This is a genomic window from Arcanobacterium canis (assembly GCF_029625435.1).
Lineage (GTDB): Bacteria > Actinomycetota > Actinomycetes > Actinomycetales > Actinomycetaceae > Arcanobacterium > Arcanobacterium canis.
Window position 1 is genome coordinate 1,080,623 of record NZ_CP121208.1, and the last position, 14,768, is coordinate 1,095,390.

Annotated in this window: 12 protein-coding genes; all 12 read left to right on the top strand. The window is 50.2% G+C overall.

Features of this window, described 5'->3' with window-relative positions; translation table 11 throughout:
* Positions 1 to 27 precede the first annotated feature (27 nt).
* The 12 genes from P7079_RS04905 to P7079_RS04960 all read left to right on the top strand — a co-directional run bounded on the left by P7079_RS04905 (position 28) and on the right by P7079_RS04960 (position 14,762).
* Positions 28 to 1,488: an amino acid permease gene (locus tag P7079_RS04905; RefSeq protein ID WP_278012176.1), complete on the top strand. Its 1,461-nt coding sequence runs from the start codon at positions 28 to 30 to the stop codon at positions 1,486 to 1,488.
* A 216-nt stretch (positions 1,489 to 1,704) separates the two neighbouring features.
* Positions 1,705 to 2,547 (top strand): sugar phosphate isomerase/epimerase family protein, encoded by an 843-nt coding sequence (locus P7079_RS04910; protein WP_278012177.1) that lies wholly within the window; start codon positions 1,705 to 1,707, stop codon positions 2,545 to 2,547.
* The gene (locus P7079_RS04915; protein ID WP_278012178.1) at positions 2,544 to 3,533 is read left to right on the top strand and encodes a Gfo/Idh/MocA family protein; all 990 of its coding nucleotides are present in this window, start codon (positions 2,544 to 2,546) and stop codon (positions 3,531 to 3,533) included. The genes P7079_RS04910 and P7079_RS04915 overlap by 4 nt, the downstream gene beginning before the upstream one ends.
* A 19-nt stretch (positions 3,534 to 3,552) precedes the next feature.
* Positions 3,553 to 4,716, top strand: a complete 1,164-nt coding sequence (locus tag P7079_RS04920; protein ID WP_278012179.1) for a Gfo/Idh/MocA family protein — start codon at positions 3,553 to 3,555, stop codon at positions 4,714 to 4,716.
* A gap of 34 nt (positions 4,717 to 4,750) precedes the next feature.
* Positions 4,751 to 5,602, top strand: a complete 852-nt coding sequence (locus P7079_RS04925; protein WP_278012180.1) for a sugar phosphate isomerase/epimerase family protein — start codon at positions 4,751 to 4,753, stop codon at positions 5,600 to 5,602.
* Positions 5,603 to 5,930: 328 nt separating this feature from the next.
* Positions 5,931 to 7,355 (top strand): MFS transporter, encoded by a 1,425-nt coding sequence (locus P7079_RS04930; RefSeq protein ID WP_278012181.1) that lies wholly within the window; start codon positions 5,931 to 5,933, stop codon positions 7,353 to 7,355.
* A gap of 95 nt (positions 7,356 to 7,450) precedes the next feature.
* The gene (locus tag P7079_RS04935) at positions 7,451 to 9,220 is read left to right on the top strand and encodes a glycoside hydrolase family 3 protein (protein ID WP_278012182.1); all 1,770 of its coding nucleotides are present in this window, start codon (positions 7,451 to 7,453) and stop codon (positions 9,218 to 9,220) included.
* Between the two features lie 23 nt (positions 9,221 to 9,243).
* Positions 9,244 to 10,164, top strand: coding sequence for an HAD family hydrolase (locus P7079_RS04940; RefSeq protein WP_278012183.1), 921 nt, complete (start codon positions 9,244 to 9,246; stop codon positions 10,162 to 10,164).
* 117 nt (positions 10,165 to 10,281) lie between these two features.
* Positions 10,282 to 11,883 carry a mannitol dehydrogenase family protein gene (locus P7079_RS04945; protein WP_278012184.1) on the top strand — a complete coding sequence of 534 codons (1,602 nt, stop codon included), beginning with the start codon at positions 10,282 to 10,284 and terminating at the stop codon, positions 11,881 to 11,883.
* Positions 11,884 to 11,924: 41 nt separating this feature from the next.
* Positions 11,925 to 12,998, top strand: a complete 1,074-nt coding sequence (locus P7079_RS04950; protein WP_278012185.1) for a mannonate dehydratase — start codon at positions 11,925 to 11,927, stop codon at positions 12,996 to 12,998.
* A gap of 22 nt (positions 12,999 to 13,020) precedes the next feature.
* Positions 13,021 to 13,665: a bifunctional 4-hydroxy-2-oxoglutarate aldolase/2-dehydro-3-deoxy-phosphogluconate aldolase gene (eda, locus tag P7079_RS04955; RefSeq protein ID WP_278012186.1), complete on the top strand. Its 645-nt coding sequence runs from the start codon at positions 13,021 to 13,023 to the stop codon at positions 13,663 to 13,665.
* Positions 13,662 to 14,762, top strand: coding sequence for a sugar kinase (locus tag P7079_RS04960; protein ID WP_278012187.1), 1,101 nt, complete (start codon positions 13,662 to 13,664; stop codon positions 14,760 to 14,762). Before eda ends, P7079_RS04960 begins: the two co-directional genes overlap by 4 nt.
* Positions 14,763 to 14,768 lie beyond the last annotated feature (6 nt).

Below are 14,768 nucleotides of genomic sequence, written 5' to 3' on the forward strand. Positions count from 1 at the left end.
GGATGCGGCACTGAAGAAGGAGAAAGTGTGGAGTTACAACGTAGCCTGTCTAATCGCCATGTCCAGCTGATTGCAATCGGCGGCGCAATTGGCACTGGTCTGTTCATGGGCTCAGGAAAAACAATTTCGACGGCGGGACCCTCCGTTCTCTTGGTCTACGCTATCATCGGATTTGTCCTGTTCTTCATCATGCGTGCGATGGGCGAGCTTCTCCTCTCGCGCGAGGGCTACCACACGTTTTCTGACTTCATCGCCGACATCCTTGGGCCTACCGCAGGCTTCGTGGTGGGATGGACGTACTGGCTATGCTGGATTGTCACTGCAACTGCTGAAGTCATTGCGGTAGCGGGTTACACGCATTTTTGGTGGCCGAATTTGCCGCTGTGGATTCCTGCCCTGATTATGGTGGGCATTATTTTCCTTCTGAACTCCCTGACAGTGAAGGCTTTTGGTGAGACTGAATTTTGGTTTTCTCTCATCAAGATCGCAGCGATTATTGCCTTGATTATTATGGGGTTTGTTTTGGCGTTCTCTCACTTCACCTCCCCTGATGGAACTGTGGCAGGGGTGAGTAATCTGTGGAGTGACTCTCGTGGGAATGTCAGTCTGTTTCCTCATGGAATTGCGGGTTTCTTTGGCGGATTTCAGCTAGCTATTTTTTCCTTTATTGGTATCGAACTCGTTGGAACCACAGCTGGCGAGGCAAAAGACCCGCATGTCACCTTGCCTAAAGCTATCAATTCGATTCCTTTGCGCATCCTGCTGTTCTATATTTTGGCTCTCGGCGCGATCATGATGGTTACCCCGTGGTACGACGTCGATCCAGAACTTTCACCGTTTGTGAATCTTTTTTCTCTTGTGGGAATTACAGCCGCTGCCTCTGTTGTAAACTTTGTGGTCATCACGTCAGCTGCTTCTTCATGTAATTCGGGGGTTTATTCAACCTCCCGAATGGCTTACGCTCTAGCTCGAAATGGTCAAGCTCCTTCTGGCTTAGCTGCGCTGTCACGGCGTTTTATCCCTGAGAAGTCACTGATGATTTCTTGTGCAATTTTGCTCACTTCGATCCCTCTCATGGCAACTGGAGGCACAGTTATGGAGGTTTTTACAATGGTCACCTCCGTCTCATCCCTCTTGTTTATTTTTGTGTGGGTGATGATTGTCTGGGCTTATTTAGTTTATCGTCACCGTCGGCCAGCTGATCATGACACTTCTGGCTTCACTCTTCCTGGTGGACGGGTCAGCGCGGTTGGTGTTCTTCTCTTTGTTGTATTTTTAATGGTTATTTTGGCTCAGGATTTTCTCACTCTCATGGCAATTATCTTCTCATTTGTGTGGGTGGGTGTTATCTGGATTGCCGCCACATACGTTATGCGCAAGGGAGTTGGAGCAAGAGTGGCACACAAGCACAAAGCAAAAGTTCAAGCTGAATATGAGGAAGCTGCAAAATATCGTGCCAGTATTTCTCACCTCACTCAGCGTCATTGAGCGCGCAATTTCATGGGAGCGAGAACTCGCGCACCCTCCCACACACCAGACTAAAGTCCTAGCATTTATTTTTGCGCGAAATGTTGCCAAAAGTTGCCTGCAAAGCAAGGAAATCTTTAGAGACGCCACACTCATCCCCTTACTAGAATAGCAGCGAAAACATGGTGCGGATCACATTGTTGTGCCGCTCCTTTCCCTGCGTTCAAAGGTGTAACAATGTGGACTCTTACCGGATTTGCTGACGAAATTTCCAAAGACCTCACTGAACAGATTGAACTGTTCAATACCCTTGGTATCTCCTACGTGGAGTTCAGAAGTGCCTGGGGAACAAAAGTTCTCGATCTGGACACCACTGAGCTTGAGCAAGCAAAAACGCAGCTGAGCGAGGCAGGAATTTCTGTATCCTCAATTGGTTCAGATCTCGGCAAAATTCTCATCACTGACCCCTTTGAGAAACATTTTGAACGCGCTGCCCACGCAATGGATGTTGCCCACTTTTTCTCAGCACCCTACATTCGCATGTTCTCTTTCTTTATTCCAGAAGGCGCAGATCCTGCTATTTACCGCGACGAAGTCATGAAACGCACGCGGGCAATGGTGAACCTTGCTGAAAAAGAGGGCATCACCCTCTTGCACGAGAACGAAAAAGATATCTACGGCGATACTCCCCAACGCGTAGCAGACCTCATGCAAACAATCGATTCCCCAAACTATCGCGCAATCTTCGATCCAGCGAACTACGTTCAGGTGGGTGTTGCTCCAGCTGATGAAGCCTATCCAGTTGTCAAAGACTACGTTGAATACATCCACTGCAAGGATGCTTCAGCCACTGAGATCGTTGATGGTCTCAACAAGGTTCTTCCATCTGGGCAAGGCGATGGCCAATTTCCACAACTTTTCCGCGCACTTGAAGCCGATGGCTTCGATGGGTTCCTCTCCATTGAGCCCCATCTGGGTGATTTCGATGCTTTCGGCGGACTGTGTGGGCCGGATCTGTGGACCGATGCCTACAACGCCCTCGTCCATGTCCTGTCCCAAATGGGAAAGGACTTCCGATGAAACGGGCGGTCATTATTGGATGTGGAGATGTGAGCGTTGTTCACGCAGAAGGAATATCACAGATCGAAGATGCCACTCTTGTTGGCGTATGCGATACCAACGTTGAACGTGCGCGCAACTTAGCCCGCACTTACAACGTTCCCTATTTCAGTAGTTACCACGATCTCGTCGAAAATCTTCCCTTCGACGTCGCGCATGTTGCCACCCCACACAATATGCACGCGAATCTCACCGTTGACCTACTCGAACGCGGATACCATGTCCTCCAAGAAAAACCGCTTGCGCATTCCCTTGAGGAAGGAAAAGCCATCGTCGAAGCGAGCGAAAAAGCATCAGGAAAAATCGGTATCTGTTTCCAAAACCGCTACAACGTTTCTAGCCAGATCTTACATGCGCGCCTCGCGAATGCAGGACTTGGGACTATCACTGGTGCATACGCAAATATGGTCTGGAGCCGCGATGCGAACTACTACCGCTCACGCCCCTGGCGCGGTACATGGGAAGGCTCGGGCGGTGGGCTGCTGATGAATCAAGCAATCCACACAATTGATCTTCTTCACTGGTTCATGGGAGGTATTTCTTCAGTGAGTGGATCAGTAACACTCGATCGCTTGCGTTCAGTAATCGAAGTTGACGAAAGTGCGCACCTGTTTCTGACGCACCCCAATGGTGCAACGAGCACGATGTATGCAACTCTTGCGAATACCGCTCACAGACCCGTTGAACTCGAAATTTATACGGATAAGGCAACCGCCACTATCCGAGATGGCTTGACGATCCGGTGGAACGATGGGCATACAGAATACTACCCTGAACGCCACGCCGCTTCCTCGGGAAGAACCTATTGGGGCGTGAGCCATGAAATTCTCTTTCGCGATTTCTATTCCGCACTCGAATCCCCTGAAGCATTTTGGATTTCCCCGCGCGAAGCCTATGAATCACTGAAAATTGCCCAAACAATTTATGAACACTCATCCTTGCGATGACCCTATGGAGAGGAAAATAATGACTCAAAAAGTACGTTTAGGCATTATCGGACACGGAGCCGAAGGAACAATGTATTCAAAGTTCCTCACCGAAGGACGCGTACCAGAAATGGAAATTGGCGCAATCTGCGACATCCTCCCCGAAAAGAAAGAGGCAGCAGATTCCTACGGTGTTCCCTTCTTCACCGATTACATCGAGATGCTTGATTCGGGAACCGTCGATGCAATCGTGACATGTGTACCTCACTACCTTCACCCTGAAATGGGCATTGAAGCCCTCAAACGCAAAATTCACACACTCATCGAAAAGCCCGTTGGTGTTTACACAAAACAGGCACGCGAAGTCATCGAATTTGCACAAAACACGCCTGACGTGAAATGCGGTGTTTTCTTCAATCAACGCACAAATCCCCTCTACAGAGATTTGAAAGCATTGATCGATTCTGGCGAGCTCGGGTCCCTGCGCCACACCTCGTGGATCATCACCACCTGGTGGCGCCCCCAGGGCTATTACAACCAGTCCGAATGGCGAGCAACATGGGGTGGAGAAGGCGGAGGCGTTCTCGTCAACCAGGCACCACACCAGCTTGATCTATGGCAGTGGCTATGTGGGGCACCAAAATCAGTGTTCGCTAAAGCAGCCTACGGGTACCGCCGCGATATCGTCGTCGAAGATGAAGTCAATGCTCTAGCAGATTTCGGCAATGGCGCGACTGGCACTTTCATTACTTCTACCAACGATTTACCTGGAACTGACCGACTCGAAATTCTTTTCGATCGTGGGAAAATCGTGGTGGAAAACTCCGACACTGTCCACATCACACGCCTCGTTGATGACGAGCGTGTGCTCTCAGACAAAATGGGGATGGAAGAAATTGTTGCTCTCTTCACCGGAAAACTCGATCGCGAATCCTTGATGAGCACCGAAACAAAAACCTATGAATCAGTATGGGGCGGACAGCACGTAGAAGTCTTGAAAAATTTTGCAGCACAGATTCTGCACGACGCCGATCCGCTTGCTCCTATTGCTGACGGGATCTACGGCGTTGCACTGGCAAACGCTATTCATCTGTCCTCCTGGACCGGCACAGAAGTGTCGTTGGAGAACTTCGATGAGGATCTCTACCTCGAACTACTCAACGAGCGTATCGAGGCTGAAGGCAAGTTTGAGTCCCGTAAATAGTGGGCACTGGCAATCATTAAGCGAAGGAGGAAAAATGGCTGTTCTTGGCGTCCAGATGATGATGCTTAAAGACAAGGTTGCCCAGGAGGGCATGTGGTCGGTTTTGGAGAAAATTGCTCGCATGGATCTTCACGCTGTTGAAGTGTCACAGATTCCGATGGAGGAAGCAACCGTGGCAGACCTTGAACGTGGAGTAAAAGAATTAGGGATCGAGGTTGGCGCACTTTCCGTTGCTCTCGCCCCTGCCCCAATGGCAAATGGAGATAACTTCGTTGAGCACTATGACAAGATCGTCTCCGATGCCAAACGCCTCAATTGCCGGTTTTTGCGCATTGGAATGATGCCTTTTAGCGCGATGACTTCAAAAGAGAGCTGTGAAGCCTGGGCGGCCGAGGTTGAACCGTGGGCTAAGAAGCTCCAAGATGAGGAAGGTATCACCTTGTGCTACCACAACCACCATGTGGATTTGGCACAGTTCGACGGCGAAAGAATCTTCGATATTGTGCGCCGTGTGGCTCCTCATGTGAATTTTGAGGTCGATCTTCACTGGGTACAGCGTGGTGGCATGGCTCCACTAGATATGCTCAGTGAGTATTCTGGGGTATGCAAACTCATTCATGTCAAAGATTTCCGCGTTGGATCTTTACCTGAAAAGGCGTTGGACCTGTTTGCTCAGGGCAAGGTTGAAGAAGGCTACTCGATGTTCGTCAATATCGTCGAATTTGCTGAAGTTGGCCAAGGAAATATGAACTGGCCTCAGCTTCTGCCTGCCTCAATCGACGCTGGCGCAGAATACCTCTTTATTGAGCAAGATATGACCTACGGGCGTGATCCTTTCGATTGTTTAGCTGATTCCAGGGGTTATCTCGCATCTATCGGATACTGAGTGTCGCTAAGGAGGTGGTGAGGCATTGGCATTGCACAGCCACCTCCTTTCACCAGTAACGTCTTTCCGTGAGTCACGAAAACACGCACAACTCCCGATGCCCACAAAGACTTTAGTCCCGCCGTTGTGACTACTGAAAACTATTTTCTCCCTGCGCTCACTGTCTCGATAAGCCAACTTTTGGCAACACGTTCGATGTCGCTCATGCCACAATGTCACGATATTCACATGACGCGATAAGAACTTCACCGTCATAGCGGCACACCCGCAACCAGCAAAGACGCTTCAACGATTGCATCGGCGCAATCTTCAATTGAAAGGAAAAGCTATGAGCGCTTCCATTCCCCAGCGGTACAAACGGCCATTCGGACTTCGCGACAAAATCGGCTATATGTTTGGAGATTTTGGCAACGACTTCACTTTCATTCTTCAAGCAACGTTCTTCATGATCTTCTTTACCAACGTTGTCGGTGTCAAAGCTGCTCATGTGGGAACTCTTTTCTTCGTTGCCCGCCTTGTTGACGCCTTCACCGACGTCGGTATGGGAATCTTGATTGACCGCTTGCCTGTTGCCACCCCAGGGTACAAGTTCAAGCGTTGGATCAAGTACGTTGCAGTGCCGGTTGCGGTTGCCTCAGCGTTGATGTACCTGTCATTCATTGCAGATTTCAACTCCTACACCATGAAAGTCGTGTGGATGAGCGCTACCTATTTCCTGTGGGGGTCAATCTGCTACACCGCAATTAATATTCCATACGGTTCCATGGCATCAGTGATCTCAGCTGACTCTGACGATCGAGCACAGCTATCCGTCTACCGCTCCACTGGCGCAAACCTCGCCATGCTCATCATCACCTCTGTTCTGCCGTTGATCGTTTACACCAAAAACGATAAAGGCGTTTCGGTGCTTGACGGAAATATGATGATGTATGCCTCGATTGCATGTTCTGTTCTGGCAGTTGTGTGCTACGCAATATGCTATTGCCTCGTTGAAGAGCGCGTTATTTCTGCACCGAATGCAAACCGCCCCGGTATCGGCAAGATGCTGGGCACTATTATCACCAACCGAGCACTTCTTGGGTTGATTGTCGCTGCACTCATTTTAGTTTTGGCTAACCTCTTCCTCACCGGTATGGTCGGCTACCTCGTTCTCAATTGGTTCGGAAACGGCAAGCTCCAATCTGCTGCTAATTTCGCAGGCCTCTTACCCACCTTTGCACTGATTGTCATTGCGCCTTATCTTGCAAAACGCTTCGGTAAGAAAGAAGTGGCTATCGTTTCTTCAATCATCGGCGGCGGGGTTCTCATCTTGGCTTATAGCCTGCAGACAAAGAATTTCTACGTCTGGGTTGTTCTCTTTGCCGTCGCGCAATTCATGATCGCAATTTTCAACTTCCTTGTGTGGGCCTTTATCACCGATGTTATCGACTTCCAAGAAGTTCGCACCGGCCAGCGCGATGATGGCACAGTGTACGCTATCTATTCGTGGGCACGTAAAGTGGGGCAAGCATTTGCCGGTTTCCTCACAGGTATTGCATTAAGCTGGATCGGTTTCGACGAAGTGGCTGCAAAAGCTGGAGATGTTCAAACCCCCAATGTTGTTGACAACATCTTCATGCTCTCAAATCTCGTTCCTGGAATCGGCATCGTTCTCGTGGCCGTATCCCTCTACTTCCTCTATCCGCTCTCAAAGAAAGCTGTTGAGAAGAACACAGCAATTCTTCAAGAGCGCCGTGAAGCACTCACCAAGTAATCTTTGCGTGTTTTGCGCCGGTTCTCATACCGGCGCAAAACACGATTCCACGCCAGCCCCATTATTCATCACCATCACTTTTTGAAGGATCACCCATGGTAGATTTAACCGCGCAACCCTACAATCTCGATGCTCAAGCGATTGAGTGGGTACATTCAACAATCGAATCAATGAGCCTTGAAGAAAAGATCGGTCAGCTCTTCGTCAACATGGGAGCTGAACGCACAGAAGAATACCTCACCAGTATTTTGGATAACTATCACATCGGTGCTGTGCGATACAATCCTGCTTCTGCAAGCGAAGTGTGGGATCAAAACTATATCCTGCAAACGAAATCGCGTATTCCGCTCCTCATTGCAGCGAATACTGAGGCAGGCGGCAACGGCGCATGTACCGACGGCACCTACGTTGGCTACGAAGTCAAGATCGGTGCCACACACGATGCGCGCTGGGCATATGAACTCGGGCGCATCAGCGGTGTAGAAGCCTCCGCTATCGGCTGCAACTGGTCCTTCGCCCCAATCGTGGATATTATGCGCAACTGGCGAAATCCTATTATCTCTAACCGTTCTTTCTCGTCAGATCCCGATCAGGTTCTTGAACTTTCCCTCGCCTATATGAAAGGCATTATGGAATCTGGAATACTCCCTGCCGCAAAGCACTTCCCTGGCGATGGACTTGACGAACGCGATCAACATTTGAGCGCTTCAGTCAACCATTACTCCACTGATGAATGGGATGCGACTTTCGGCAAGGTCTACCAGGGGTTAATCGATGCAGGACTGCCATCGATTATGGCCGGACACATCATGCAACCCGCCTATCAAAAACATTTCAACCCATCAATGAGCGACGACGATCTCCTGCCTGCAACACTTTCACCAGAAATCCTCACTGATCTTTTGCGCGGCAAAATGGGATTCAACGGCGTTGTCGTCACCGATGCATCACATATGGTTGGACTGACAGGGGCAATGGCACGCAAGGATCTCCTTCCACGTGCTATCGCAGCCGGCTGTGATTTGTTCCTTTTCTTCAATGATCCCGACGAAGATTTCGCGTGGATGATGGAAGGCTACCGCAATGGCATCATCACCGATGAACGACTCACTGAAGCGCTCACACGCATCTTGGGTTTGAAAGCTCGTCTCAAACTTCATCTCATTCCTCAGGAAGAAATTCTCCCACCGAAAGATAGCGCTATGGCACGCATTGGTCTGGCCTCAAACACCGGTGTGGCGAAGGAGGTTGCTGATGCGGCAATCACTCTTGTCAAAAACAAACAAAATGTCCTTCCTCTCTCCCCTACTACCTCAAAGCGTGTGCTTGTCGTATCAGTATCAGGACCTCAAAACCCAATTTCTCGTGCTTTTGGTGGGGGCGGCGAAAACGAACACCCCGCCGACCGCGTCGCACAGCTTCTGCGTGAACGCGGCTACGACGTGACCCGCCATGAGTCCCTTCTCGACAAACTCGCGACCATGACACCGGAAGAACAAGCACAATCTGTCAAAAATGCTTATGCCGGCAAAGCTCCAATCGCTCACTTAACTGATGCCTACGATCTTGTCCTGTTGATCTCGAAGATTGACGGAATGATGCAACCTACCGAGCGTGTAATGTGGCCAGCAACAAAAGGCACAGTGGACATTCCATGGTACGTTTTTGAAATTCCAACAATTTACGTTTCGACAGCCACTCCCTACGCTCTTGTTGATGTTCCGCAAGTGAAAACCTACATCAATACTTATGATGACAAACAGTTCACCTTAGAAGCGCTTGTTGACAAACTCGAAGGTAAGAGCGAGTTCACCGGTGTGAGCCCCGTGGATGCGTTCTGCGGCAAGATCGATACCCGAATCTGAAAAGGAACTCCAGGAGAAAAGCAATGCCTCATACCCCCACTCCAGTTTCACATCCGCTGACGCAATTCACGCCACACCACGATTTCTTCATCGGAATCGACTCAGATGGCTGCGCAATTGATCAAATGACGATCAAACATTACGAATGCTTCGCTCCAGCGTATATCAAAGCCTTCGATCTGCAACCTATTTCCACGATTGCGCGCGAAACCGCGCTCTTTGTGAATCTTTTTTCACAAACCCGTGGGATTAACCGCTGGGCAAGTATTGATCGGTTCTTCGAGCTACTCAAAAAACGCCCTGAAGTGATCGAATCTGGAATCCAGCTTCCCGTAGGCGAGGATCTCAAGCAGTTCTTAAACAGCGGGATGCCACTATCCGAAAGCGGTATCACCACCTGGTTGGAACAACATCCTTCTGCCGAGATCGAACAGTGCATCACATGGGGAAAGATCGTCAATGAGCTCGTCGCCTGGATGGTTCACAATACTCAACCCTTCCCTGGCGTGCGAAATGCGCTGGAAGCCATGGGCGAAAACGCCGATACGATGGTTGTTTCTGCAGCCTCACTGGACATGCTCCACCGTGAATGGGACGAGCATGACCTAGCGAAATACGTTCACGTCATCGCTGGTCAAGAGTGGGGTACAAAATCACAACATATTGAGCTTTTCGCTAAAGGGCGTTACCGCGACGATCATATTTTGTTGATCGGCGATGCGCCAGGCGACGGCAAAGCCGCAGCCGAACAAGGCGTTTTGTGGTATCCCATCCTCCCTGGTGACGAAGCCCGCTCATGGGAGCGTTTCACACGCGAAGCACTTCCCCGATTCTTCGCTGAAGAATATGCAGGAGAGTATCAACATTCACTTATTGAACAATATTCCTCATTGCTTCCTTCTGCTGCCCCATGGGCAACAATCGACAACGACAGAGCCAGTTAGCAATGGGCGAGAAACCACGCAACACTGTGGCAAGTTAAGGCAACATCCCTCCTTGCCACAGTGTTGGCGTACTACAGTCACATTATCCCCTTTAAATCTCAAGCAAAGGCGCATGAAATGGAACTCAACCTCAAAGGCTTAACTGACATTGAAGGCGATATTCGCCTGCCTTCTTTCGACGTAGCTCATATGCAAAAGATCGGAAAAGAAACACCACGATGGGTACAAATCGGCCCTGGAAATATTTTCCGAATCTTCGTTGCCCGTATCGCTCATGATCTCATTACTGACGGACACATGTGGCCAGTCACTGGGGTACAGACACTCTCCCCCAAAGAGTTAGACCTCCAGCTTGTGGCACATGATTTGATGTCGTTAGGCGTGACACTCAACCCAGATGGAAAGCGCGATCTTCGTGTGATTGCAGGCCTAAGCGAAGCTCTCGCCACGCAGCGCGAAGAAGACTTCGCCCGTCTCGTTGAGATCTTCCGCAGTGATTCCCTCTCCCTGGTGTCTTTCACAATCACAGAAAAAGGTTACGCAGTCCATACCTCCACTGGCGAACTCCAGCCAATGCTCGTCGAAGAACTCAACACGGATCCTCGCGGGTATCACGTTCACACGATGGTGCTGATAGCCGGACTCCTTCTGCACCGATTTGAAGCTGGCGGAGCACCTATCACAATGCTTTCTACAGACAACTTCTCCCACAACGGCGATAAATTACGCGAATCTCTCCTCATTGTTGCTCGCGGCTGGAAAGAAAATGGCCGCGTCGATAACGATTTCATCTCGTGGCTCAGTGATGAAAAGAACGTTTCCTTCCCCATTTCTGTCATCGATAAAATCACCCCGCGCCCTCATGAAGAAGTTTCGCGTCAACTTGCTGAACTCGGATTTACTGACATGGGAATCGAACTCGTTGGGCGCACACCAGTTGCCGGCTTCGTCAATGCTGAGCCGACCGAATACCTCATTATCGAGGATAAATTTGCTGGTGAACGCCCTCCGTTCGAAAACTACGGCGTGCGGATCGTTGATCGTCAAGTGTGTGACGATTTCGAGAATATGAAAGTCACCACGTGCTTGAACCCGTTGCATACGGCGCTCGCAATCAGCGGGTGCCTGCTGCGTATGCCAACAATCGATTCAGAAATGCGCGATCCTGCTCTGTGCGCGATGGTCAACGAGTTGGGATGGAAAGAAGGGTTGCCCGTCGTCGTTGATCCAGGCGTTGTTGCGCCTGAAGATTTCTTGCGCGAGGTTCTTAACGTCCGATTCCCCAATACGTATCTTCCCGACGATCCAGCGCGTATCGCCATGGATACCTCGCAAAAAATCCCGATTCGTTTTGGTGAAACGATAAAGAAATATATTGAACGAGATCTCGATCTTGATTCGCTTCACACGATTCCGCTTGTTTTCGCACTATGGCTGCGATATCTCACAGGCATTGCCGACGACGGAAAACCGTTTACCCCGGCTTCGGATCCCTTGCTTGACGAACTCCAAGAGTTACTCGGGGGCGTACAGCTTGGCGCTGCTCTCAGCGCGGACGAGGCACATGAGATTCTCGCACCTATTTTGTCCAATGCACAGATTTTCGCAGTCGATCTGTACACCACGCCTTTAGCGAAGAAAGTCGAGGTTTACTTCGCTGAGCTCATCAGTGCTCCAGGTGCTGTACGCCGCGTCCTTGAACGCGAATACGCCAACTGAAAAGTCCGCATTTTTATTAAAATTATTGTAAGGAGACACCAATGAAGATGACGTTCCGCTGGTACGGCGAAGGCTACGATCCGATTCCGTTACAGTACATTAAGCAGATTCCAGAAGTAACGGGCATTATGGGGACACTTTCAGGAAAAGCCGCAGGTGAAGTCTGGGAAGATCACGAGATTAAAGAAATGATCGCCCCTGTACATGCTGCTGGTTTAGAGTGCGAAGTAATCGAATCTGTCAACGTCCATGAGGACATCAAAATGGGTCTTGATACGCGCGATGAGTATATCGCCAACTACAACACCACTTTGGAAAACCTCGCGAATAACGGTGTCAAGGTTGTGGTGTACAACTTTATGCCCGTATTTGATTGGCTACGTACAGAACTCGCTCATGAAACTGAGGACGGCTCAAACTGCCTGTACTACGATCATGCCGATGTTGAAGGAATGACACCGCGCGATATCGTTGAGCTCACTGCCAAAGAATCAGGAGGTTTGACGCTTCCAGGATGGGAGCCTGATCGCCTTGAACGTCTCGATGAAGTCATGGCTCTGTACGAAAATATCGACCATGAGGATATGCGCAATAATTTCCGTTACTTCCTTGAAGGGATCATCCCTACCGCTGAAAAAGTCGGAATCAAGATGGCGTGCCACCCTGATGATCCGGCCTGGGATCTGTTTGGTCTTCCGCGTATCTATCGTAACCGCGAAGATATGGATAAGATTGCGAAGCTCTACGATTCGCAATACAACGGTTTTTGCATTTGCTCTGGTTCTCTTGGATCTCACCCTGAAAACGATGTTCCTGCCATTTTCCGTGAGTTTGGCCAGCGAGGACTACTCAACGCTGCCCATGTGCGCAACGTGAAATATCTCGGTGAAAAGAAGTTCCACGAGGCTCCGCATCCTTCCTCCACCGGCAATCTCGATATGCACGCCATTATGGAAGCCATCTACGATACGAACCCCGATGTGTACGTTCGCCCCGATCACGGACGAATGATTTGGGGGGAAACCGGACGCCCAGGCTATCCGCTTTATGATCGCGCCCTGGGAGCTGTCTATCTCTCAGGACTTTACGAATCCATCTCCAAGATGAAGAACTGATAGTGAGGAAGGAAAATACACTATGTCTATCCCATCGCCACGTCCTTTTCTAGAGAAGAACCCGATTGTCCCCGTCGTTGTCCTGAACCGTGTTGAAGACGCCGTGCCAACGGCAAATGCTCTGCTCGCCGGTGGAATCACAAGCGCAGAAGTCACCTTCCGCACACCAGTAGCAGCACAGTGCATTGCGCAAATCGCACAAAATGTTCCCGACATCACTGTTGGAGCTGGAACCGTGATTAACGCTGAGCAAGCAAACGCTGCAATTGATGCCGGCGCGCAGTTCCTTGTCAGCCCAGGTTTCTCCACTGATGTCGCCCAAGTTGCTTCTGATCGAAATATTTCGCTGCTTCCTGGAGTTGCCAACCCAACAGATATCATGGCCGCTCTTGAATGGGGCATCGACGTCGTGAAATTCTTCCCTGCTGTTGCACTGGGCGGTCTTCCACTCGTGAAGGCCTTCGCAGCGCCTTTCCCACAACTAAAGTTCCTCCCAACAGGTGGAATTTCCCATAAAAATGCTGCAGAATGGCTCGCTCAGCCCTTTATTGCCGCCGTTGGCGGTTCATGGATGGTCTCTCCGTCTCTTGTGGAAGCAGGCGATTTTGCTGCCATCACAGAACTTTCCCAACAAGCGATGTCTATTGCTCAGGAGGCGACACGATGACACTCGTTCTGCGCCCTGAAAGTGAGTGCCGCTACGATATCGTCTCACTCGGTGAAGTGATGCTTCGTCTTGATCCAGGTGAAGGACGTATCCGCACCGCACGTCGTTTTTCCGCCTCAGAAGGTGGCGGGGAATACAATGTTGCACGCGGTTCACGGCGTGCCTTTGGACGCCGTGCTGCAATCGTCACAGCACTTGTGCGTGATGAAGTTGGAATGCTCATTGAAGATTTAATTCTTCAAGGCGGTGTTGATACCACTTTCATTAAGTGGGTTGACTCTGACGGCGTTGGCCGAAGCGTGCGTAATGGCTTGAATTTTACCGAACGCGGATTTGGCGTTCGTGGAGCTGTGGGAAACAACGACCGCGGCAACACAGCTATTTCACAGATGCTTCCCACTGATATTGATTGGGATTATCTTTTCGGTTCCCTAGGTGTGCGCTGGTTCCATACAGGTGGTATTTTCACAGCACTATCGCCATCTACCGCTGAAGTTGCAAAAGCAGCAATGTCCGCTGCCAAAAAGTACGGAACTATTGTCTCCTACGATCTGAACTACCGCCCATCGCTGTGGAAGTCCATTGGCGGCCAAGAAAAGTGCCAAGAAGTGAACCGTGAACTTGCACAATATGTTGATGTGATGATCGGTAACGAAGAAGATTTCACTGCCTCACTCGGTTTTGAAATCGAAGGTGCAAATGAAAATCTCGACAATCTCGAAGTTGAATCATTCAAAAAAATGATCGAAAAGGCGAGCGCTGCTTTCCCGAACTTTGAAGCAATCGGCACCACAATGCGCCAAGTTCGCACTGCAACAATCAACGATTGGGGTGCGGTTGCCTGGAGCCGTGAGCAAGGTTTCGTCCAGGCGATTCAGCGCGATGGCCTTGAGATTTTCGACCGCGTGGGAGGCGGTGATTCTTTCGCGTCAGGTTTGATCTACGGATTGATGGAGTTCGGTGATATCGAAAAGGCTGTCAACTACGGGGCTGCACATGGTGCTCTGGCAATGACCACGCCTGGCGATACCTCAATGGCCTCTCTGACAGAAGTTGAACGCCTCGTTGGGGGCGGTAGCGCCCGCGTTCAACGCTAACTCGCA